This window comes from Arthrobacter monumenti, assembly GCF_054511255.1.
The window spans coordinates 486881-509942 of record NZ_JBTNCY010000001.1 but is presented as its reverse complement, the minus strand read 5'-3'; the positions used below and the strand labels follow the sequence as shown (position 1 = coordinate 509942).

The following is a 23062-nucleotide window of genomic DNA, read 5'->3' as shown; positions in this document are numbered from 1 at the left end:
TTGGCCACGGCGGTTGACCACGGCGGAGGCCATTACGATGCACCCTTACGATCCCGAGGTGGCCTTCACCAGGGAGCCGGCCATGGTCCTGATCACGTCCTGCCCCTCCAACCCATCGAGCCACTCCGGCGGCAGCGCTTCCCCGCCATAGAGTGCGCCCAGCAGGTTGCCGGTAATGGAACCCGTCGCATCTCCTTTGCCCTCGTGATTAACGGATAGAACGACGGCGGCACGGAAGTGCGCTTCGGCCGCGCCGGGTGCATCGGAAGCCGCCGATGCTTCGGAAGCCCCTGATGCTTCGGAAGCCGCGGTTGTTTCGGGAGCCCCTGATGCTGACTCCGTCTTGGCGACTGCCGCCGCGGTTTCGGTAGCGAGAGTTTCGGTAGCGAGAGCTGCGTAGAGACCGATTGCCAGGGCTTCCTCCGCCAGTTGTCCGGTTCCCAGTTCCGCATTCAGATCCTCCGGTTCGAGCGGCGCCTGGTTCCCCAGTTTGAGAGCCTGCTCAAGCCGCTGCAGGACGGCCGGCTCCGGTGATGGCTCCCGCCTGAGCCGCTCCACAGCCGAAGCGGTGGCGCTGGCCAGCGTGCCGCCGTCGTGCATGATGTGGTGGATTATCCAGCTGAAAGCTGCTGCACTTTGCCGGGCTGCAGGATGCCCGTGAGTCAACGATGCGGTGTCCGTGCTGAGCTTGTACGCCATTTCAGGGCCAACATATGGCAGCAGTCCGAACGGTGCGGAGCGGACCACCGTGCCGAAGCCGCGTTCGTCCGGATTCACCGGCCGGGCTGCGGTCCCCATCTCCCCGGAACCGAGCCCGGTCAGGCAGGCTTCGTCGGGGTCACGGCGGTGCTGCATTACCGGCTGCTGGTCAAGCCATTCCGGTGGCGGCACGGGTGCGTCCTCGGGAAGACGGACGTCCTGGGTCCGGAGCCAGCGCAGATAGGCGAGCCAGAGACATGCTTTCTCGTCGGCGGGAACTCCATCATTGGCCCAGCGCAGTGCCTCGAGCAATCCGTCGACGGCGAACAATGTCAGCTGTGTCTCATCGGAGAAGGCGGCCGGAGCAGCCAGTTGGGACAAGTCCGTATGCCGGCCCGTGCGGAAGTTTCCGCTAGCCTGCCCAAGACTGGAGGACCGAACGGCGTAACCGAGCGCGTCGCCCAGGGCCCCGCCGAGCAGGCAACCATGGACACGGGCGGCAAAGGCGGGTAACTGCTGCATGACTTCAGGCTACCAACGGACTCAACGGCCCCAATTAAGACTAGGCTTTGTGGAGCGACCACCATACCCGCCGCCGGCAACCGACGCGGACGGGGATGAGGAATGGCAGGATTGAACACGTCCGGACCGGAAACGTTCCGGACAACCGACGAGAAAGTTGACGAATCGTAATGGCAGAGAAGCACCACAGCGTCCCGGCGCGGCCCGCCACGCCTGCTGAACGGACCGGTTCCGAGCCCGGATCCACTGTCTCAACATCAGGTACCGGACCAGCGAAGCCATTGCACCAGTCCGGACTGCTGACCCGGTCGGCGGCCGAGGCCTTCGGCGCCTTCGTGCTGATCCTCGGCGGTGTCAGTATCTCCATGTTCGGTGGCCAGGCCGGGATCCCCGGTGCGTTGGCATTCGGTTTGCTGTTCATCGCCGCCATCATCGCCGTCGGACACGTTTCCGGCGGCCACTTCAACCCGGCGTTGACCCTCGGATTTGCCTTTGCCGGCCGGCTCTCCTGGAAGGATGTCCTTCCATACATCATCGCCCAGGTCATCGGCGGCATCGCAGCGATGGGTCTACTCTGGGTGGTGCTCAGCGGCGGGCCGCCACAGATTGTCGAGCAAATCGAGGCACTCTTCGGCTCCGTCTCAAGCGGATACGGCCAGAACTCTCCCAGCCAGTTCCCGCTGACCAGCGTGTTGCTGCTGGTGGTCATTCTCACCGCGATTCTGATGGGTATCTACCTGGGAGCAACGAGCAGCAGGGCCAACAAGGCCCTGGCGCCGTTTGCCGCCGGCCTGACTTACGCGGCGGTTCTGCAGGTCGCGCTCCCGGTCAGCGGCGGCGGATTGAACCCTGCCCGCGCCACGGCGACAGTTCTGTTCGGCGAAGCCGCTGCGGCCGGCCAGCTGTGGCTGTTCTGGGTCGCGCCGCTGGCGGGCGCCGCGATAGCCGGCCTGATCGCCCGCAGCTTCGAACCGGCTCCGGCCGCCAATGGCCTCGACGACTCCTACGACGACGAGACCACCGCGCCGGCCGCAGGCACCGCCACCGCGCCAGTCTCGGGCACGGCCAGCGCGCCAGCCGGCACGACGGACCGCGGCGTATCGGACGAGTCCGCCTCGCCGCAGAGCCCTGCGGGTGGCGCCCCTGTTGGGGGACCGATAGTCGAGGAACGCGACGGAAATCCGTATCGCCGGAGCGAGGAAAACCCGGATCGCCGGAACGAGAACGACGCCCGCGACTTCTTCGACGGCAAAGACAAAAAGTAGCTGCTGTACGCGGTTTACTCCGCCGGTATTCCCCGACACGGGAGTGCCGGCGGAGTTTTTGTCGGTGCCAGCATCTAGGTTAAAAATATGCGGATACTTCATACCTCGGACTGGCATCTCGGACGTTCGTTCCACGGCGTCGGGATGCTCGATGCCCAACGCCGGTTTGTCGACCAGCTCGTTACGACGGTGGTGGAAGAAGAGATCAGCGTCGTCCTGATTTCCGGCGACGTCTATGACCGTGCCCTGCCTGCGGTGGATGTGGTAAATCTGCTGGACGACGCGCTGGTACGGATCACCTCGACCGGGGCGCGGGTTGTACTCACCAGCGGCAATCACGACTCCGCTTCGCGTCTTGGCTTTGCGAGCCGCGTACTCGAACAGGGTGGTGTTCACCTGCGCACCCGTGTGGCAGACATCGATTCTCCCGTGATAATCGACGACGGCGAAGTCCAATTGGCGGTATACGGCATTCCGTACCTGGAACCACGCCTGGTGGCTGAGGAGCTGGGCGTGGAATCGGCGACGCACGCGTCCGTCACTGCCGCCGCCCTGCAACGGATCCATGCTGATCTGGAACGGCGCAGGGATGCTGGGGAACAACCCGTATCGTTCGTACTGGCGCACACATTCGCCAGCGGCGGGATCAGCTCCGACAGCGAGCGGGACTTGGCCGTCGGAGGAGTCGGAGCAGTGCCGCTCGACCTTTTTGACGACATTGATTATGTGGCGCTCGGGCACCTGCATGGACGGCAGCGGCTAAGCGAATCCGTGCGCTATTCGGGTTCACCATTGCCGTATTCGTTTTCGGAGGCCAGGCAGGACAAAGGCGGGTGGCTGGTCGAGGCCGGTCCTGCCGGCATCAAGAACGTGGAATCCATCGTCTGGCCCGGTGCGCGCCGGCTGGAAATCCTCCGCGGCACGCTGGACGATCTCCTCGGCACGGACCGATACGTTGCCGCCGAGGATGCGTTTTGCCAGATCACGCTCACCGACGCCGAACGGCCGAAGAATGCGATGGAGCGCGTCCGGTCCCGTTTCCCACACACTTTGGTGCTCGGTTTCGAGCCCGAAGGCGGTGATCAACGATCCGCGGAAACCTACGGTGCCCGGATTGGGCGGGCGGCCGATGACCTGGAGATCTGTTGCGGCTTCGTCGAACACGTCCGCGGACGCAGTATCGAGAGCGGCGAACGGGACATGCTGCGCGGCGCCCTCGAGCGGTCGCGGGAAGCCGAGCAAAGCCGATGAGGATCAGCAGACTCGAGATCCAGGCATTTGGCCCCTTTGCCAACCGCGAGGTCATCGACTTCGATCAACTGAGCTCCCAGGGGCTCTTCCTCCTGAACGGTCCGACCGGAGCAGGCAAAACCAGTGTGCTCGATGCGATCTGCTTCGCGCTCTATGGCACCGTGCCTGGGGCGAGGCAGGACGGCAAGCGTCTGCGCAGCGACCATGCGGATGCCGTCACGGTTCCGGAAGTAGTCTGTAAATTCAGCGCCAGTGGCCGCACCTTCGAGGTCACCCGCAGTCCCGCCTGGCAGCGGCCGTCGAGCCGCGCGGCCAAGGGTACGACGCCGGAGCAAGCCAAAACACTGTTGCGCGAGCTGGTCGACGGCGAATGGGTGGAGAAATCCAGCCGGAACGACGAGGCTGGCCAGGAAATCACTGACCTGTTGGGCATGACCGCTAAACAGTTCACCCGTGTGGTGATGCTCCCGCAGGGGGAATTCGCCGCTTTCCTCCGCTCGGATGCCAAGGACCGGCAGGAGCTGCTGCAGCAGCTGTTCGGCACGGAGCGCTTCAAGTCCGTCGAACAGCAATTGCTGGCGGACGCCGCGGCCGCGAAGGATCAGCTCTCCCGCGCCGAATCCGGCGTTGAACTCATCCTCCACAAAGCCGGTGACGAAGCAGCCAAGTACCCTGCACCCGAGGCAGTCGAAGTCGACGGGGACGGGACGACCGGGGAACTGGACGAAAGGGCTCGACTCGCCGGTTGGGTGCAGCAGATTGCCGGATTCGCCCAGGCTGCCGCAGATCAATCAGCACAGGCCCGCGCCCGTGCCGCTGCTGCCAGAACCGAGCATCAGGAACTATCCGGGCGGCTGGCCAGATTCGACAAATTAACCGCCGCCCGGCGTGCCCGGGAAGACCTGGCCGGCCAAGCCGAACTACATGCGGACAGAATTGGATACCGCCGCCTCCACCGCGCTGCAGAACTGCTTCAGAGCCGGCTGTCGTCGGCCGAAGAAGCTGTCTCCGCACACACAAAATGCGCAGAGTTGTCTGCCGACCGGCGGCGGTCCCTCCTGGGCCATCCCTCCTGCGCCGGGATCCTGACAAGTCCCGGCGGGGAAAACGGGCAGACGCTCAGCGTGGAACTGCTGAGTGAGTCCGAACGTGCTCTCAATGGACAGCTTGCAGTGCTCGAGGCACTTGTGCCTGAGGAACGGGACCTGCAGGAGAAGCAGGACCGGCTGGTCCGGCTGGAAGGCGAAGAAACCGCGGCCCTGGACAAAGCCGAACGGATGAGGCTCCGCGGTGCTGAGCTCGATCCGGAAATTGCAGCCGCGAAGTTGCGGTTCGACGAGTGCAGGGCACTGGCGGCCACGGTGGAACAGGCGAAGGCTGAAGAGCAACGTGCCCGCGCTGTCGTGGCAGCTATTCGCAGTTGTGCCGTGAAACAGGAGCAGGAACAGCAACTATCGGCCGAATACCGGCAGCTGCAGGACGGCTACCTTGGCGCGAAATCCCGGTGGCTGGAGCTGCTGCGGAAGCGGCTCGAACATGCAGCCGGCGAACTGGCTGCCTCACTACAGGATGACGCCCCCTGTCCGGTCTGTGGCAGCACGGAACACCCGAAGCCCTCCGAACTGAGAGCTGCTGCCCGCAATGCCGGAGAGGACGAGGAGAACGCGCGCCAGGAACAGGAAACGGCCGAGCTTCGGGCAAAGGAAGCCGAGACCCGGTGGCGCTCGGTGCAGCAGGAAGCCGCGGTCCTCGAGTCGCAGGGCGGGGGTCTGGACCTGGCGGATGCCGGGTCGCAGGCGGCACAGGCAACCGCTTCGGCCGAAGCGGCGGCCGAAGCGGAGCGGCAACAAGCAATTGCGGCGAAGACGCTCAGTGCGCTGGAAGAGGAGGCCCGGACGGTTGCGCAGTCCGGACAGGAGCTTACGGCCGCCGCAGCGGAGCTGCGGATGGAAATGAAGTCCATCAGGGCCGGAATACAGACTCTTGAAGAAAAGCTCACTCTCGCCCGCGGCAGCCATGGCAGTCTGCAGGAGAGGGTCGAGGACTTCCGCGGCCTGGGGCAGCAGATGGCAGGATGCCTGCAGGCGTTGCGGGCCGAAGAAAATGCTGCGATCCAAATGGAGAAGCTGTCCACGGAGCTGACTGACGCCATCGCAGGTTCTGCCTTCCAAAGCGCCGATGAAGCCAGAACGGCACTGTTGCCGGCTGACGATGCCGCCGATTTGGAGGCGGCAATCGACGCTTACGAATCAGAGCAGCACCGCGTTCGGGCACTCTTCGAAGATGCGGAGGTCGTCCGGGCGGTCGAGGAAGAGACGGCCGCTGAGACCGTGCCGGACGAGAGTCAGGTGACGCAACAGCTGGAAATTGTGCATTCCTGCACCGAATCTTCCGAGGAAGCGGCACTGGAGCAACGGATGCTGGAAGCATCATTGCTGCAACTGAACACGTTGCAGAGCAAATTGGACGAGGCGCTGACCGCCGTCGAACCGGTGCGTGAGCATTGCGGGTTACTCTCCGGCCTCGCCGACCTTGCCCGGGGCTCCGGTGAAAACGGCTACAAAATGACCTTGAACGCGTATGTTCTGGCTGCACGGCTGGAACAGGTTGCGCTTTGTGCCACGGAGCGTCTCGCCACCATGACTTCGGGCCGGTACAGTCTCGTTTACGATGATTCCCGTGCTGCCCGTGGCGCTAAATCCGGGCTGGGACTGCAGGTGGTGGACGAATGGACCGGACATCAGAGGGATACCTCGACGCTGTCCGGCGGCGAATCCTTCATGGCATCGCTGGCTCTGGCGCTCGGCCTGGCGGATGTGGTCCAGCACGAGTCCGGCGGAGTGGACATCGAGACGCTCTTCGTCGATGAAGGATTTGGCAGCCTGGATGAGGACGCGCTGGAGCAGGTCATGGACGCCCTCGAAGGACTGCGCGACGGCGGACGGGTGGTTGGGCTGGTCAGCCACGTGCCGGAGATGAAGTTACGTATTCCCGCCCAGTTGCAGGTCCTGAAGTCCCGGACCGGGTCCACATTGAGAATGCGCGAACCGGCGCTGGCCTAAGTCCTGACCTCCGGGCGTCGAATCGACCGGGGGCAGCCCAGGCAGTAGAATTGCCGTGTATCCGGGTCGTGCGCATCGGGTGGTGGGACGATGCGCTGCTACAAGGGAACCTGAACCAGTGAACGTCTCAATCAGTAAAGGCGCGTCCGAAAATGCCTCCCATCCACCGGAAGCTCCATCCACCCCGCATCCGCCTGATGCTCCATCCAAAAAGAGCCCACTCGGCCGCTTCGGCCGTCTCCCGGAGTTGGCCGGACCGGGCTTCCTGCCATTGGGCCTCTTTGCCCGGCTCCCGCTTGCGATGCTCACCATCGGTGCGCTGGCCCTGGTCCAAGCGGTCAGCCAGTCCTACGCCATCGGCGGTTATGCAGCCGGCGCAGTCGGCGTCGGTTCCGCCGTCGGTGCACCGGTCCTCGGTTTCCTCGCCGACAGATCCGGACAGCGCCCCGTCCTGCTGATCGCGGCAATGGCCAATACGCTGGCCATTGGTGGACTTATTGCTGCCACCTATCTGGTGCCGGACTTCAGCACACCATCCCTGCTGCTCATTCTGGCCGCGGCCCTGACCATGGGTGGGACATGTCCACAGGTGGGGCCGTTGGCCCGTGTGCGTTGGATGGCGTTGACAGGGAAGAGCCCGCGCCCAGGGGACCTGGATACCGCGATGTCCTATGAAAGCACCGCCGATGAGTTGACCTTCGTGATGGGACCGGCGCTGGTCGGGTTGCTGGCCAGTGCAATTTCACCATGGCTGCCATTGGCTTTGGCGGCGCTGATGACTATCACGCTGGTAAGTGCCTTCGCCATGCACCGCACCCATTATGCTGTGGTTCCCACCCGGAAGATCGTTGCGGGACATCAGCTCTCTGCTCCTGCCCGTACGACCAAGGCGGCCGACTGGTGGTTGGTCAGCATTCCGGTGCTTGGCATGGTCTGCATGGGGACATTCTTCGGCGGTACGCAGACGGCGTTGTTTGCTTTTGCCGGAGCCGGTTCCGGAACCGCGTCAGTGGGAGGCTTGCTCTATGCGGTTATGGGGCTCAGCTCGGCGGCGGCAGCCCTGAGCGTCGCTTACTGGCCCGCGAAGTTCCGCGATCCCGTCCGTTGGCTCGCCTCCGCCGCCGCGATGGCTGCCCTGACGCTGCTGTTGTTCCTGCCCGAGACGGCGGCGCCAATGTTGATTGCGCTTTTTGCCTTGGGTATTTCCGTTGGTCCGACGATGGTGACCATCTTCAACATCGGAGGCAAAGTTTCGCCGGAGAACCGGCTGGGGACAGTGATGACGATGCTCGCCAGCGGCATCGTGGCGGGCACGGCGATCGGCTCCGCCATTGCGGGGAGCCTGGCAGAGAACACTGGCCATGAGCTTGCGTTCCTGGTTTCAACCGGGGCAGCCACGGGACTTCTCATCCTCGGAGTGCTGACCGCCGTCGTCGTTGAACCGCGGGTACGCGCCGGACGTCAGCGCAACTGAACCTCGATTTCGCTGGCACTGCGGATCAGGCGTTCAGCGATGGGTGCCGTTTCCCTCGTGCCGCTGATATAGATGACGGCGATGGCCGCGGGCAGCTGCCCGGGAACGATAATCGGCACCGCCACGGATGATACGCCGGCTATGACCTCATCATGGCTGACGGCATAGCCGCGGTGTCCCGCTTCCTGCGCCTCGGTGCGGTACGGCAGACCAGGGGCAATGCGGTTCCAGTGCTCCTCGGTAAGCGCGGACTGGATGGCTATACCGGGTGCTCCGGCGCTGAATTGGTGCCGCGTCCCGGGCCGCTGTGCCAAGGTGGTTTCGGAATGCCGCGGCTCGACCGTCATCAGGGTGACGCAATCGTGCCGGTCCCATTCGGCAATAAAGGCCGTCATCTGCAGACCGTTGGCGACGTCGGTCAGCTCCGGCAGCGCCGCCGTCTGCAGGTCGCGTGAAACACCCCGGGCGAGGGCGGCCAGGCCTGGTCCGGCCTGCACCAGCCCCGCCTCGGTTCGCATCAATAGCGAGTGATCCTCCAAGGTCCGCAGAATCCGGTAGGCAATGGAGCGGTGCACCCCCAGGGCCGAGGACAGCTCGGCAATACTCATCGGCGCCTGGGCCTCCGCCAGGATCTCCAGGGCACGGATGCCCCTCGAAAGAGTCTGGGAATGCTTGGAACCACCTGATCCCTGAAAGGGTTCGGTCACCGTCATAGATGCCTCCTGATACTGCGCCGTTAGCGGGCGTTAAGACTGGCGGGAACCGGCTGCTTCGCTTTCGGGCGTTCGGTTCAGCAGGATGGGGGAGAAGAACGCTGCCAGCTCGTCCCTCGCGGTCAGTGGCAGCACGTTCGCCACATATTGATCCGGACGTACGACGACGACGACGCCATCGCGGCTGAGTCCCCGTGCGTCGAAGATATCGTCGTCGGCCAACGTGCCGTAGACCTTCTCCAGATTGGTCAGCTGGAAGGGACCGACCTGCGGTTTGAACACAGCAGGTACGGCGTTGATGTCCACGTTCTTGTGGTCCTGCTGGTAGATGACTTTCACATCGAACCAGGCGTCGCGGTCGGCGCCCTCCGGCGTTGCCGCCAGCGGTGAGCCCGGGGCGGTATCAAACCAATCAGCGAATTCCGCGGCACGCGAGGGCGCTCCGGCCGGTGGCTCGTCGGCGAAGACGTAGATCCGCCAGCGCCCGTCCGCACGTGCCTGGTGTCCAAGGTGCAAGGGGTTGGTGTCGCAGATCCGGACCACGTTTGCGGACTTGAAGCGCTTGCCAACCGGGAACCCGGTGGCCAAGTCCTGATGGGTAGCTTCAGCGGTGAGCATCGAGGGTGCATACTCGGTCATGAATCCGGCAGGGAATTCGGCGGTTTGCACGTAGAAGTTCTCGAGTTCGGAAGGGTCGTCGAACTCCTCCGGCTTCATCGCCATCATCGTTGACCACTTCTTATCGAAGTCAATGAGGTCCTTTGCGACCACCTGGCGCTCCGCCGAGTACGTGGACAGCAGTGACTCGGGCGCGCGGCCGTCGAGTACATGCCCGAGTTTCCAGCCCAGGTTGAACGCGTCCTGCATGGAGACGTTCATGCCTTGTCCGGCCTTGGCGCTGTGGGTGTGGCAGGCGTCGCCGGCGATGAAAACGCGGGGAGTTCGGGTGCCGATCTCCTCGAGCAGGACGTCGTCGAACCGGTCAGTCAGCCGGTGTCCCACCTCGTAGACGCTGTGCCAGGCGACACTGCGGACGTCGAGCGAATAAGGGTGAATAATCGCATTGGCATGGGCAATAATCTCGTCAATGGTGGTGCTGCGGATGGCCCGCTTGTTATCGGCTTCGACCTCGCCAAGGTCGACGTACATGCGGAAGAGGTAGCCACCTTCGCGCGGGATCAGCAGGATGGATCCGCCGGAGCCGGACTGGATGGCGCACTTGGTGCGGATATCGGGGAAGTCCGTGTTGGCCAGCACATCCATGACGCCCCACGCATGGTTGGCCTGGTTGCCCTTCATCGTGCAGCCGATCGACTCGCGGACCTTGCTGCGCGCACCGTCGCCTCCGAGAACATACTTGGCCCGGATGGTGCGCTCCTGACTCTCATTTTCACCTGAGGTGTGGGCGAGGGTCACTGTGACGGGGTACTCGCCCTCGTCCTCCACCTTCAGGCCGCGGAACTCGTAGCCGTAGTCCGGCTTCATCCGGGCGGGGGAGTTGGCCATGAACTTGGCGAAGTGGTCCAGAACCCGGGCCTGATTGACAATCAAGTGCCGGAATTCGCTGATGTCGCCGGTCTCATCGTCGACGGCGCGGCCGGAGCGGAAGATCTTGCTGGGGTCTTCGGGGTTCGGCTTCCAGAAATTCATCTCAGTGATCCAGTACGCTTCGGCCGTAAGTTCCTCGGCGAAGCCGAAAGCTTGGAAGGTCTCGACACTGCGGGCCTGGATGCCATCGGCCTGGCCGATCTCCAGCCGCCCGGGGCGACGTTCGACTATCCGCGTCGTCACATTCGGGAACTGTGCGAGCTGGGCGGCGGTCACCATGCCCGCGGGCCCGGTGCCCACAATCAGCACATCAACTTCGTCGGGCAGCTCTTCGGGCCGGTCGATTCCGACGCCGGTGGCGGGCTCGGTCTTCGGATCGCCGGATACATAGCCGTGGTGGTGAAACTGCACCGTTCTTCCTCACTTCGATGTTATAGCCTGTCTTGCGGATGTGTTCGCTATTAGAATTTAGCTTTCTATTATTGAACAACTCTGGTTGAAACTATACGATGAATATGACGTGGGTTACAAGGACGGCCATAGAGGTATTGGGACTGGGCAACGCGAATTGTTGTAACGATCCCCTTATATGGGTGTGCCGGAGCCCACATGTATGTATTATGTTCTGAGTCACACTAACTGACCGTTCTGTCAGTAATTCGGTTCGTGTTCCACCTACATGCCATTAACAACGGAGTTTTCCATGTCATCATCAACATCCGCAGTCGGGGGACGGCAGCGCATGTCGGCGGAGGACCGCAAGGTCGTCGCCGGAACCATGATCGGTACCACGATCGAGTGGTACGACTTTTTCATCTTCGCCCAGGCGGCGGGGCTGATCTTTGCCGGTCTCTACTTTGATCCCCTGAACGAGGGCAGCCCAGGACTGGCCCAGCTTGTTGCCTGGGCCACCATCGGCATCAGCTTCTTCTTCCGGCCGCTGGGTGCCATCGTCGCCGGACACCTCGGTGACCGTATTGGCCGCAAGACCATGCTGGTGTTCACCTTGGTGATGATGGGCGGCGCGACGGCGTTGATCGGCTTGCTGCCAACCTACGCACAGATTGGTTTCTGGGCGCCGCTGCTGCTCATCTTTCTCCGGATCCTGCAGGGATTCTCTGCCGGTGGCGAATGGGGCGGGGCCGCCCTGATGGCCGTGGAACACGCTCCAGTCAACAAGCGCGGCTTCTGGGGCGCCTATCCGCAGATTGGTGTTCCGGTCGGCATGATCCTGGCTACCCTGGTGATTCTTGTGCTGCGCGCCTCGATGACTCCGGAGCAGTTCCTCGCCTACGGATGGCGTATTCCGTTCCTCATTTCCGTGATTCTGATCGGCATTGGCTATGTCATCCGTAAGCGCGTCGCTGAGAGCCCGGTTTTTGCCGAGATGCAGCAGCGCAAAGCGGAGTCTGCCGCACCGTTGGGACAGTTGTTCAAGCACAATACGAAGCAGGTTGTCCTGACGGCCCTGATCTTCATCGCCAATAACGCGGCGGGGTACCTTCTGATCGCGTTCTTCTCGGCGTACGCCATCGGTCTGGGGATGAATCCGTCCGCGGTGCTGTTCGCAACTCTGCTGGCCTCATTCGGCTGGCTCATCTTCACCATGTACGGCGGGATGCTCTCCGACAAGATCGGCCGCGTACGGACCTTCAAGATCGGCTACGCCATCATCTTCGTCTGGATGATTCCGCTGTTCATGTTGATCGATACCCAGAACATCTGGTTGTACGGAATCGCCCTGTTTGTGTTGACCATCGGGCTCGGCCTTTCCTATGGACCGATGTCGGCCATGTACGCGGAGATGTTCCCCGTGCACGTCCGCTACTCCGGAATTTCGATTGGCTACGCACTGGGTGCCATTCTGGGCGGCGCGTTTGCCGCCCTAATATCCCAGTGGCTGCTCAACCAGACCGGATGGTCCGGATCCGTGGCGATTTACATCATGGTCCTCTGCGTCATCTCCTTCGTGGGTGTATCCATGGTCAAGGAGACCAAGGGCAACAACCTGCGGGTCAAAGACGTCGAGATTTAGCCTCCAGGGAATACACGTCACCGACTGACCGCAACTCAGTTACTGACTGCTCCATCTGTTGTGGCCATCAACCGTCCGGTTGATGGCCACAACTATTTGCGGCGCAAGACGGACCGTCCCACTCAACCCTGCTGCCGTCGTCGTCCGCTTAACGGCACTGGCTTCCTGCCGCAACACGGGCCGCTCCGCTTTGGTTGGCCGGGCAGAGCAGGATAAGAATAAGGAATGAGCAGTCACGACGATCCGGAAGCGCATGCGCCGGATCCGGCGCGTTGGCGGGTGCTGTCGGTCCTGCTCGTGACGATTTTCATGTCGCTGGTGGGAGTGAGCATCGTCAACGTTGCCCTGCCGTCCATCCAGCAGGGCCTTGGGGCAACTCAGTCCGATATTCAATGGGTGCTGTCCGGCTATGCGCTCACCTTCGGCGTCGTCCTCGTCGCGGCCGGACGTGCCGGCGACATTTTGGGTCGTGGGCCGCTGTTCATCGCCGGCGTCGCGGTCTTTACGCTGTCCTCGGTTGCGGCGGGGTTGGCGCCCGATCCGTTGTCGCTGAATATTGCCCGCTTCGTCCAGGGTGTGGGTTCCGGCCTGCTGAATCCGCAGGCGGTCGGCATGATCCAGCAGTACTTCCGGGGAGCGGAGCGCGGCAGGGCGTTCGGCTACTTCGGCACGGTTGTGGGCCTTTCGGTGGCGGTGGGACCGTTGCTCGGAGGTCTGCTCATCGAGCTCGGAGGAGTGGAGAACGGGTGGCGCTGGACCTTCCTGGTCAACGTTCCAGTCGGTATTCTCGCCATCGTCCTGGCCCTGCGGTGGTTTCCACGGCCGTTGCGGGCCAGCCTCATGGGCAGACGGCCGCGGGACCTGGACCCAATCGGGGCGTTGTTGCTTGGTACGGCGGTATTGACAGTTCTGCTGCCATTCGTGGAGACGGATTCATCTGCCTGGATCTGGGCACTGCTGCCTGCATCGGCCCTGCTGGTGCTGCTGTGGGCATTGTGGGAGCGCCGCTACAAGGCACGAGGCCGCAGCCCGATGGTCGACCTGGCTCTCTTCCGCACGGCGAGCTTCTCCAACGGTGCGTTGCTCGTCAGCCTGTACTTCATGGGAATGACGAGCATCTTCGTCCTGATCGCGCTCTACTTCCAGGAAGGGCTCGGACACAGCGCCCTGGAAAGCGGGGCAGTGGGTGTGCCAAGCGCTATTCTCGGTGCCGTTGCCGCGAATTGGGGCGGCAAGGTCGTGATGCGCTTCGGCCGGAAACTGGTGATCGGTGGGATGTTCTGCGCGTTGGCCGGGCTGGCCCTGAGCATTCTGGTGATCCAGCTGGCTGCGGCGGGCACGATCAGCGAGTGGTGGTTGCTGGCGAGTCTCGGTCTCGTCGGTGTTGGTCAGGGCGCGGTCATCACTCCTAACCAGACACTCACGCTGGCTGACGTACCGCTCGAGTATGCCGGAAGTTCGGGCGGCATCATGCAGACCGGCCAGCGGATCGGCACATCGGTCGGCATTGCCATGGTCACCGCCGTCGCCTTCGCCGTTCTGGGGGTGAGTAATTGGCCGCAAGCCATCACCGCCGGATTCATCGTGATAGGAATAGTGATCCTGCTGGCCCTGGCCGTGGCCTTCCACGATCTGCACCGGCGTCAACGGAATCTGGAGAAGGTGGTCTGAGTGGATCGTCCTGGGAAATGGGACCGGCTGTCGATAGCGGCGGCATCGCTGCCTGTCGCCGGCGCGCTGACGGTCGGGATCTTCGCTGAGTTTTTGCTCCGGTCATCCGGCGGTGCCGCGCTTCTTGCCGGATTGGCCAGCCTCCTCATCGTCGCCCTCATCGTGTTGGACGTGCCTGCGGCGATAGACGCCATCGAAGGCAACACCTTCAGTGAACTGTTGCGGATCGGCGGACGCCAGCTGGCTGTCTTTCCCTGGACAATTGGCATTTTCGCCGGCCGCTGGTTCCATCCCCTCGACGGGCTGGATCCGTTCGGCGCACAAGGCCATGTCGCCCTTATAGTGGTGACGTTCGTCGTCGTCGTTGGCAGCCACTTGATCCGGCGGCAGGACCGCTTTCTGCCGTCCTGGATTATCGTGGCGGTCGGATTGCTCGCCGGTGCTTTCCTGTGGCCGGTCGGATGATGCTGAACAGCCTGGTACAGGAGGCGCGGCGATGACGCGGAAGCTCATGACGACACTCGGTCTGGCCCTGGGGCCGGTGGCCCTGCTATTGGTGGATGTCATCTTCACCCAGACGAGTCCCGGTGAGGTGTTCAACGGTATCTTCGAACTGGTCCGTGCGACCGGGGTGGTGGCTTGGCCGGTCGGGGTCCTTATCGGCCACTGGTACGGGCCGCCGGGCATCGGGCCGGTTGTGCGTGGTGCCCTGAACTACGTCATATTGATTGGGGGCTCGCTGCTGGCTATGGGACTGTCCTTGTTCTTTCTCAATGTTCCCGGTGCTTCGCACATCGTTTCCACCATCGCTCTGTTCGCCGGCATGGTCGTTGGCGCCCTTTTCTGGACCATCGATGAACCCCGCGCGATCCGGGCGGACCGGGGACGTTCGGCCAATATCCGTCAGGACAGGGGCTGACGCTGGTACCTTAAGTTCATGCCGGAGATGCCTGAAGTGGCTGGACTCGTCGATTTTCTGCGCCGCAAACTGATTCCGGACGATGGGCCATCCGCCGTGGTCGCCGACGTCGAGGTGCTCTCCTTCTCCGTTCTCAAGACGGCCAAAGTACCGGTGGACGCGCTGCTGGGACTGGAGGTCGCCGCTGTCGAACGCTGGGGCAAATTTATCGCCGTGCAGGTGGGGGAGTTCTATCTGGTGATGCATCTGGCCCGGGCCGGATGGCTGCGCTGGTCCGACGCGTTCAAACCTGGGCGGCTCCGGCCGGGCAAGGGAGTTATAGCACTGCGGGTCAGATTTACGACGGCGGCCCCCGCCGGCGATGGACCCCCGGCTGAGGGTGCCGCGGCAAACCACGGCTTCGACTTGACCGAAGCCGGTACCAAAAAGTCGCTGGCGGTGTATGTCGTGGAGAACCTGGCGGAGGTTCCCGGCGTGGCACGCCTCGGACCGGATGCGCTGGAGCTGGACCGGCAGGCGTTTGGCGAGATTATTTCCGGACACCGGGGCCAGATTAAGGGGCTGCTGCGGGACCAATCAATCATCGCCGGAATCGGCAACGCCTACAGCGACGAGATTCTGCACGCTGCACGGTTGTCGCCCTTCACCCTGGTTACGGCCCTGGACGACGACCAGGTGACGAGTCTGTACGCGAGCATGCACGAGCTGCTGCGGTTCGCCGTCGAAACTGCAGCTGGACGTCCGGCCAATGAACTTAAGGATGCCAAGCGGCGGAACATGCGGGTCCATGGCAGGACAGGGGAAAGCTGCCCAGTTTGTTCGGACACTGTGCGCGAGGTGTCGTTCGCGGACTCGTCACTGCAGTATTGCCCGACCTGCCAGACCGGCGGCAAGCCGCTGGCCGACCGGCGTACATCGAAGTTCCTCAAGTAGCGCCGTCCGACGGAGCCTCCGTGGCCTTGGCAGGGTCAGTTCAACTCGGGCAGCCGTGCCTTGAGCCAGTCGAGGACCCATCGCTCGAGTCGCTCGGTGTCCCATCCCGGGGCGGTCACCAGCACCATCTCGCGGTCCTCCCTGTGCGCGGAGTCAACACCAGGTTGGGCAGCGAGGTCTTTGACCATCCGGTCCACCTTCCTTGAGTGCTCGTGGGCGATCTCATCGTGCAGCCCAACGTCGAAGACCCCTTCTTCTTCACCGACTTCAACGAGTGGTTCTTCCTCCGCCATGGGGATCTTCTCCACCTCGCCGCGCAGTGCGGCGATGAGTCTGCTTGCGTAGTCGGTGAACTCGCCCTCGGAGAACGGATCCATGCGCCGCCGCAGTCGGTTTGCGGTGACGGCGACCATGCCCGGAAGGTAGAGATGGCCGTCATTGTTGTCGGCCGGGCTAGTGAGCACCGGGTGGTTCTGAAGGTGGTAGGCCTTAATCCGGTGGTACCCGACCTGCCACGCTGCTTCCGGGGCGGCGGTCGTGACGACGTCTCCGAGATAGGAGATGAATCCGTCAAGCAGGGTCACGACTTCGTCCGGTGTGCCCAGGCGAAGGTCCGACGAGTACCGGGCCCACGAAGGCCACCGGGCAGGGGCCGGCGCATCCGGGTCGAAGGGGATGGGAGGATCGTCCTCCATCGTCATGATCCGGGTGGCAACCCACCCCCACAGCCGCGTGAGCGACGCGGGAGTGCCGTCGAGCAGCGTGTCCGGGTCCCGGTCGTCAGCGGTGAGCTCGTCCCGCAGGCGTTGCAGGGCCAAGGGGCGTTCGGCCAGGTACTCGGCCAGAGCAGTCGCAGCCTGACGTTTCGTCATCTTACGGTAGTAGGTCATCGCCATGCGGTGAACTCTACAGTGGCGTGTTGGGGGAGGAGGGTCTGGCTGCGGCAGAAGATGCAAGTGCCCGCTGTGGGACTTGCATCTTCTGCCGAATGAATCGCTGGCGGGTCAGGCCTGGTTGCCGAGCTTGAAGCCGGCGTCCACCTTCTGCCCGTCGGCTTCTTCCTTGCGGGTGTAGGAGAAACCGTCGGCGCCAATCGTCACATCGGATTCCCGGGTTTCCAGCCGTTCGACGACGTCGCGCACGTTGCCGTCCAGGTCCAGGACCTTGGATGCATTGGCATACCAGCTTGGCACCACGGGCGTGCCCCACCAGTCGCGTCGCTGGTTGTCGTGCACATCCCAGGTCAGCGTGGGATTGTCCGGGTCTCCGGTGTAGTAATCGTGCGTGTAGATCTCGATCCGGTGGCCGTCCGGGTCCAGCAGGTAGAGATAGAACGCGTTGGATACCCCGTGCCGTCCGGGTCCGCGCTCAATCTTGTCGCTCTCGCGCAGCGCCCCAAGGTGATCGCACAGGTGCAGGATCTGGCTGCGCTCATGCGTGGCGAAGGCGATGTGATGCAGCCGTGGCCCGTCGCCGCCGGTGAGGGCGACGTCGTGCACTGTGGCCTTGCGGTACATCCACGCCGCGTAGGTGGTGTCTTCTTCGTCCTTGATGTCCTCCGAGACCTTGAAGCCCAGACCCTCGTAGTAGCTGCGGGCAGCCGCGATATCCGGAGTCACCACGTTGAAGTGGTCCAGCCTGGAAATCGCGCCGGCGCCGTGGACGTCATAGCGCCGGGTAAAGCGCTCGACGTGGTCGGCATCGTAGAAGAATTCGACCGGGAAGCCGAGCGGATCCAGAATGCGGACGGCCTCGCCGATTCCGCGGGTGGCGCCGGCGGGACGGCGCTCAATACGCACGCACAGTTCGCGGTAGTACGCCTCGGCCACGTCCAGTTCCGCGGCGGAGCGGACCCGGTAGGCGATGACTGACATCGCGGCTTCCGGCCCCTTGCGCAGGATGAGGCTGTGGTGCAGGTATTCCTCGAAGGCGCGCAGGTAGATCGCGTCCTCGTCCTCGTGCGTGACGACCAGTCCCAGCACGCCGACGTAGAAGTCGCGGGACTTGGCCAGGTCGGTGACGATCAGTTCCGCGTAGGCGCAGCGGATAATATCCGGCGGGGAAATGCTTGGAGTGGGAATTGTTTCACTCATGGTGTGCTCTTTCTTGTCATGGCGGGGAGCCCAACGGCAATTGGTTACTGACCGAGTGTCTCGGCATCGGAGGCGCCGAACTTCGGGGTGTGCACCTCGTCGAGGGTGATGTGCACCGCCTGCTGGTCGGTGTAGAAATCGATGGAGCGGTAGCCGCCCTCATGGCCGAGGCCGGAGGACTTCACGCCACCGAACGGGGAACGCAGGTCGCGTACATTGTGGCTGTTGAGCCACACCATGCCGGCCTCCACGGACTGTGCGAAGTTGTGTCCACGCTTCAGATCGTTCGTCCACACGTAGGCCGCCAGTCCGTACTTGGTGTTGTTGGCCAGGTCCAGGGCTTCTCCATCGGTGTCGAACGGGGTGATCGCCACGACAGGACCGAAGATCTCCTCCTGGAAGATCCGGGCGTCGGGCGAGACGTCCGCGAAGACTGTCGGCGCCACGTAGGAACCGTTTTCCTGGCCCTCCGGCAGGTTCTCCGGACGGCCGCCGCCAGCCAGCAGTTTGCCTTCGTTCTTCCCGATCTCCACGTACGACATCACCTTGTCGTAGTGCTCGGGGTGCACCAGTGCGCCGACCTGCGTGTCGGGATCGTGCGGGTCACCGACCACGATGTTCCTGGCACGGGCGGCATACTTCTCGCAGAACTCGTCGTAGATGCCGCGGTGGACGAGGATGCGCGATCCGGCCGTGCAGCGCTCGCCATTCAGCGAAAAGACGCCGAACAGCGTGGAGTCGATGGCGGCATCCAGGTCGGCGTCGTCGAACACCACAGCCGGGGACTTGCCGCCCAGCTCCATGGACATGCCTTTAAGCCCCTCGGCACAGTTTCGGAAGATCGTCTGGCCGGTGGTGGATTCACCGGTGAAGGAGATCAGTGGCACGTCGGGATGCTTGACCAGGGCGTCGCCGGCGGTCTCGCCAAAGCCGTTGACCAGGTTGAACACACCTTCCGGCAGTCCAGCATCTTCGAAGATCTGCGCCCACAGCGATGCAGAAAGAGGAGTGAATTCGGCCGGCTTGAGGACCACGGTGCAACCGGAAGCGATGGCAGGGGCCAGCTTCCAGGATTCGAGCATGAACGGAGTGTTCCAAGGGGTAATGAGCCCGGCGACGCCGATCGGTTTCCGGTTCACGTAGTTCATCTGCGAGCCGGGGACCTTGAAGGCGTTGTCGTGCTGGGCGACGATCAGGTCGGCGAAGAAGCGGAAGTTCTCCGCAGCACGCCGGGCCTGGCCCCGGGCCTGGGTGATCGGCAGTCCGGTATCGAACGTTTCCATCTCGGCCAGCCGGTCCTCCTGGGCGACGACGGCGTCGGCGATCTTGTAAAGCACGTTGGCCCGCTCCCGGGACTTCATCCTCGGCCATGGGCCGTTGACGAAGGCGTCCCGGGCGGCTGCGACGGCGGCGTCGATGTCCGCCTGCTGGCCGGACGCAGCGGTGCAGTAGGTCTGGTTGGTGACCGGGTCGAGGATCTCGAAGGTCTCGCCGCCGGTTGAGTCGACGAACTTGCCGCCGATGTAGTGCTTCAGGTGTTCCGGCAGGTTCTCAGGAACGAAATGATTGCCTGTTGCCTGGGTCGTATTCTGTGTCATGGCCACTCTCCTTTATCTGTGGGGTGGTTACTTGGTGATTTGGAAGTCGTCGACGCTGGTCAGGTACTGCTCGCCCTCGGCCAGCAAGGCCTTGATCTTGGTTTGGCCGGCGTCGGTGGTGGTGATCAGCGGGGAGCGGACATGGTCTGAGGCGATTAGTCCGCGCTGGGCCATTACCCACTTGGACGGCGCCGGGTTGGTCTCCACGAAGAGCAGGTCGGCCAGTGGGTGCAGGCCGTAGTGAATCTCGCGGGCCTTCACCAGATCGCCGGCTTCCCACGCGTCATACATGTCCGCGATCGCCCGCGGCGCCATGTTGCCCAGTGCGGAGATGAAGCCAACGCCGCCGAGGGCCATCAACGGCAGGCAGAGCAGTTCAATGCCGGACCAGACGAGCAGTTCGGGGCCGCAGGCATGGATGACTCGGGAGAAGTGCTCGAAGTCCTTGGTCGTTTCCTTGATGCCGACAATGTTGTCGAAGTCCTTGAACAGCCGGGCGACAGTTTCCGGCGCGACGTCGACGGCGGTGCGGGAAGGCACGTTGTAAATGACGAACGGCATCTGGGGGAATTCGCGGGCGACCGTGGCATACCACTGGTACAGCGCTTCCTGTGTGGGTTTGGCGTAGTACGGCGTGATGATCATGGCCGCGTCGGCGCCGGCGTCGACGGCGGCCCGGGTCAGCTCGAGCGTTTCATCCATTTTGGCGGTGCCTGTACCGGGCATGAAGGGCGCCTTGTCGCCGATCTCGTCCGCGGCGGTCCGGATGGCAGCGGCGCGCTCTTCGATGGTCTGGGAGCCGGGTTCGCTGGTGGAACCGCCCAGGGTGATGCCGTCGGTGCCGTTGGCCAGCTGCCAGCGGATCATGTTCCGGAGGCTGTCGTGGTCCACCTCGCCCGTTTCGGTGAACGGGGTGAACAGGGCGGCCAGGGAGCCTTTGAGGTGCTGGGGGTCGTTACGGAATTTCATTTTTCTCCTTCGGCTGTGGATTCAGCGTGCTTCAAGTAGGCGGTTAAGGTTGCGGCGCGGTGGTTCCGCGCGGCGCGTTCAATCGAGTCGACGTCGGAGCCGGTCTCGATCAGGTGCAGCAGGTTTTCATGCTCGGCCACGGACTCCTGTGCGCGGCCCGGCACGTAGTTGAACGTGGATGAGCGAAGTGAGTTGAGCCGATTCCAGCCTCGGTGCACCAGGTCCAGAATGTGTGGATTGGGACAGTGCGTGAACAGCACGGAATGGAACTCAAGGTTCAGCGAGGTGAAGCGCACCGGGTCGAAATGGCTCAGGCACTCCCGCATCTGCTCGTTAATGGCGCGAGCCTTGGCGATTTCGACGTCGGTAATCAGCGGCGCTGACAACGCGGTCGCGGCCCCCTCGATAATGCTCAACGTCTGCATGGTGTGCAGGTACTCGGTGGGGTCGATTCCGGCAACGGTGGCGCCGATGTTGCGCTCGAAGGTGATGAGGCCCTCGGCCTCCAGCCGGCGGATTGCCTCCCGGACCGGAACGACGCTCACATCCAGTTCCTTGGCGATCCGGCCCAGCACCAGCCGGTAGCCGGCGCCGTAGGAACCGTCGGAAATCTTGGCCTTGACGGCGTCGTAGGCGAGCTGCGACTTGCTGGACTGCGGACTTCCGGCGGCAGTTGTTCCGGACGCCGCAGCCTGCACGCCGGTTCCAGCGTGCCCACTCCCCGCCCGAACGGTCATGATCCCGGCCGGCCCTGCTCATCGCCGGCGCGCACCTGCAGCCAGTCGTGGTACTTGGCTTTCCAGTGTGAGTTCATCGGGTAAAGGCCGTCGACGCTGTGTCCGGCTCCGACCATCTCGGCAATGAACGTCTCCTGGCGCTCCTGCTCAACCGAATCCTCGGCCAGCTCGGCGGCAAGCGCCGGCGGAATCACCAGGATGCCGTCTGCGTCGGCCACGATGATGTCACCCGGCTGGACCGTGGTGCCGCCGCAGCCGATGGTGGTGTCGACTTCCCAGGGAATGTGTTTGCGGCCAAGCACCGCCGGATGGGCGTTGGCGAAATAGGTCGGCATGTCCAGTGCTGCCACGGCTTCGACGTCGCGGACACCGCCGTCGGTAATGAGTGCCGCCGCGCCGTTGACCTGGGCCCGGAGCGCGAGGATGTCGCCAACGGTGCCGCAGCTCTTGTCGCCGCGGGCCTCCATGATCAAGATGTCGCCGTCGCCCAGTGAATCGATGACCCGCTTTTGGGCATTGAAACCGGCGCCGTGGGCCTTGAACAGGTCTTCGCGGTTGGGTACGTAGCGCAGCGTCCTGGCCACGCCGACCACACGCTGCTGCGGCCTGGTGGACTGCAGACCGTCGATGCTGACGTTATTGAGGCCGCGCTTGCGCAACTGCGAACTCAGCGTGGCCGTGGCGACCGAGGCGAGTTGTTCCTTCAGCTCCGGCGTCAGTACCTGTGCGGAATCCTGGGCGGGAGTTGAGGTGCCATAGGCTTCGGCCCTTTCCTTCTCGTTGATTTTCGGGCGCGCGCCGAATTCCGCCAGCTTGATATCGGAGTCGACCACCGTCGTCGAGAGCCGGCCGGTGCTCAGGCTCCTGCCGGGGTAATCCACTTCAACTTCGACGACGTCGCGGGGGACTGCGACGGAGGCGCCGGCCGGGGTGCCGGTCAGGATGATATCGCCGGGTTCCAGAGTGATCAGCTGGGACAGGTCCGCGACCAGGCGGGCGAAGGGGAACAGCAGGGTTCCGGTGCTGTCTTCCTGCACCAGTCCGCCGTTGAGCCAGGTGCGGACGCGCAGTTTGTCGGGATCGACGTCGGCGGCGTGGATCAGGCCCGGGCCGATCGGCGTGAAGCCGTCGCCTCCCTTGGAGCGCAGGTTGGAACCCTTGTCCGCATAGCGCAGGTCGTAGATACCCAGGTCGTTGCTGGCGGTGATGTGGCCGACGTGGCTCCAGGCATCCTCAAGGCTGACGCGGCGGGCACGGGTGCCGATGACGAGGGCGATTTCGCCCTCGAACGCGAGCAGCTCACAACCGGCGGGACGTTCGACGACGGCGCCCGAGAGGCTCAGCGACGAGCCAGGCTTGAGGAAGTAGGAGGGCTGCTCCGGGGTCCGGCCGCGCTGGGCGGCCCGGCTGGGATAGTTGATATGGACGGCGATGACCTTGCCCGCGTCCTCGATCGTCTGCTCGGAGACCTGCTCCATGAATGGCCTGCTTCCTATCGACTGCATCAGGTACGAAATCGTATACGATCTAGTTAACCTTGTGCAGGGAGTCGCGTCAAGAGGGGTTCAGCAGC

Annotated in this window: 18 protein-coding genes; 9 read left to right on the top strand and 9 right to left on the bottom strand. The window is 63.5% G+C overall.

The window, feature by feature from the left end; all coding sequences use genetic code 11:
• Window positions 1-45: 45 nt before the first annotated feature.
• Window positions 46-1221: an ADP-ribosylglycohydrolase family protein gene (locus ACX80B_RS02430; protein ID WP_459292643.1), complete on the bottom strand. Its 1176-nt coding sequence runs from the start codon at window positions 1219-1221 to the stop codon at window positions 46-48.
• A gap of 170 nt (window positions 1222-1391) precedes the next feature.
• Here ACX80B_RS02430 and ACX80B_RS02425 point away from each other — a divergent pair, with 170 nt between their 5' ends.
• The 4 genes from ACX80B_RS02425 (at window position 1392) to ACX80B_RS02410 (ending at window position 8273) form a co-directional block, all read left to right on the top strand.
• Window positions 1392-2486, top strand: a complete 1095-nt coding sequence (locus ACX80B_RS02425; RefSeq protein ID WP_459292641.1) for an aquaporin — start codon at window positions 1392-1394, stop codon at window positions 2484-2486.
• Between the two features lie 87 nt (window positions 2487-2573).
• Window positions 2574-3737, top strand: a complete 1164-nt coding sequence (locus tag ACX80B_RS02420; protein ID WP_459292639.1) for an exonuclease SbcCD subunit D — start codon at window positions 2574-2576, stop codon at window positions 3735-3737.
• Window positions 3734-6799, top strand: a complete 3066-nt coding sequence (locus ACX80B_RS02415; protein WP_459292637.1) for an AAA family ATPase — start codon at window positions 3734-3736, stop codon at window positions 6797-6799. The genes ACX80B_RS02420 and ACX80B_RS02415 overlap by 4 nt, the downstream gene beginning before the upstream one ends.
• A 118-nt stretch (window positions 6800-6917) precedes the next feature.
• The gene (locus ACX80B_RS02410; protein WP_459292635.1) at window positions 6918-8273 is read left to right on the top strand and encodes an MFS transporter; all 1356 of its coding nucleotides are present in this window, start codon (window positions 6918-6920) and stop codon (window positions 8271-8273) included.
• Here the strand turns inward: ACX80B_RS02410 and ACX80B_RS02405 are convergent.
• Window positions 8261-8986 carry an IclR family transcriptional regulator gene (locus tag ACX80B_RS02405; RefSeq protein WP_459292633.1) on the bottom strand — a complete coding sequence of 242 codons (726 nt, stop codon included), beginning with the start codon at window positions 8984-8986 and terminating at the stop codon, window positions 8261-8263. The genes ACX80B_RS02410 and ACX80B_RS02405 overlap by 13 nt on opposite strands.
• A gap of 33 nt (window positions 8987-9019) precedes the next feature.
• Window positions 9020-10945 (bottom strand): FAD-binding monooxygenase, encoded by a 1926-nt coding sequence (locus ACX80B_RS02400; RefSeq protein ID WP_459292631.1) that lies wholly within the window; start codon window positions 10943-10945, stop codon window positions 9020-9022.
• Window positions 10946-11237: 292 nt separating this feature from the next.
• Between ACX80B_RS02400 and ACX80B_RS02395 the strand changes: the two genes are divergently transcribed.
• From ACX80B_RS02395 to ACX80B_RS02375, 5 genes are all read left to right on the top strand, one after another.
• Window positions 11238-12569 (top strand): MFS transporter, encoded by a 1332-nt coding sequence (locus tag ACX80B_RS02395; protein WP_459292629.1) that lies wholly within the window; start codon window positions 11238-11240, stop codon window positions 12567-12569.
• Window positions 12570-12794: 225 nt separating this feature from the next.
• Complete coding sequence (locus ACX80B_RS02390; protein WP_459292627.1) at window positions 12795-14240, top strand: MFS transporter; 1446 nt, start codon at window positions 12795-12797, stop codon at window positions 14238-14240.
• Window positions 14241-14705, top strand: a complete 465-nt coding sequence (locus ACX80B_RS02385; protein ID WP_459292625.1) for a hypothetical protein — start codon at window positions 14241-14243, stop codon at window positions 14703-14705.
• 31 nt (window positions 14706-14736) lie between these two features.
• Entirely contained in the window at window positions 14737-15159 is a 423-nt protein-coding gene (locus ACX80B_RS02380; protein WP_459292623.1) for a hypothetical protein, read from the top strand.
• An 18-nt stretch (window positions 15160-15177) separates the two neighbouring features.
• Window positions 15178-16092 (top strand): DNA-formamidopyrimidine glycosylase family protein, encoded by a 915-nt coding sequence (locus ACX80B_RS02375; protein WP_459292621.1) that lies wholly within the window; start codon window positions 15178-15180, stop codon window positions 16090-16092.
• Between the two features lie 35 nt (window positions 16093-16127).
• Here the strand turns inward: ACX80B_RS02375 and ACX80B_RS02370 are convergent, their stop codons facing one another.
• The 6 genes from ACX80B_RS02370 to ACX80B_RS02345 form a co-directional block, all read right to left on the bottom strand.
• Window positions 16128-16988, bottom strand: coding sequence for a hypothetical protein (locus tag ACX80B_RS02370; RefSeq protein WP_459292619.1), 861 nt, complete (start codon window positions 16986-16988; stop codon window positions 16128-16130).
• A gap of 108 nt (window positions 16989-17096) precedes the next feature.
• Window positions 17097-18185 (bottom strand): 3,4-dihydroxyphenylacetate 2,3-dioxygenase, encoded by a 1089-nt coding sequence (hpaD, locus tag ACX80B_RS02365; RefSeq protein WP_459292617.1) that lies wholly within the window; start codon window positions 18183-18185, stop codon window positions 17097-17099.
• 44 nt (window positions 18186-18229) lie between these two features.
• Window positions 18230-19783: a 5-carboxymethyl-2-hydroxymuconate semialdehyde dehydrogenase gene (hpaE, locus tag ACX80B_RS02360; RefSeq protein WP_459292616.1), complete on the bottom strand. Its 1554-nt coding sequence runs from the start codon at window positions 19781-19783 to the stop codon at window positions 18230-18232.
• Window positions 19784-19810: 27 nt separating this feature from the next.
• Window positions 19811-20752, bottom strand: coding sequence for a 4-hydroxy-tetrahydrodipicolinate synthase (dapA, locus tag ACX80B_RS02355; RefSeq protein WP_459292614.1), 942 nt, complete (start codon window positions 20750-20752; stop codon window positions 19811-19813).
• Window positions 20749-21489: a GntR family transcriptional regulator gene (locus tag ACX80B_RS02350; protein WP_459292612.1), complete on the bottom strand. Its 741-nt coding sequence runs from the start codon at window positions 21487-21489 to the stop codon at window positions 20749-20751. Before ACX80B_RS02350 ends, dapA begins: the two co-directional genes overlap by 4 nt.
• Complete coding sequence (locus ACX80B_RS02345) at window positions 21486-22967, bottom strand: fumarylacetoacetate hydrolase family protein (protein ID WP_459292610.1); 1482 nt, start codon at window positions 22965-22967, stop codon at window positions 21486-21488. Before ACX80B_RS02345 ends, ACX80B_RS02350 begins: the two co-directional genes overlap by 4 nt.
• Window positions 22968-23062 lie beyond the last annotated feature (95 nt).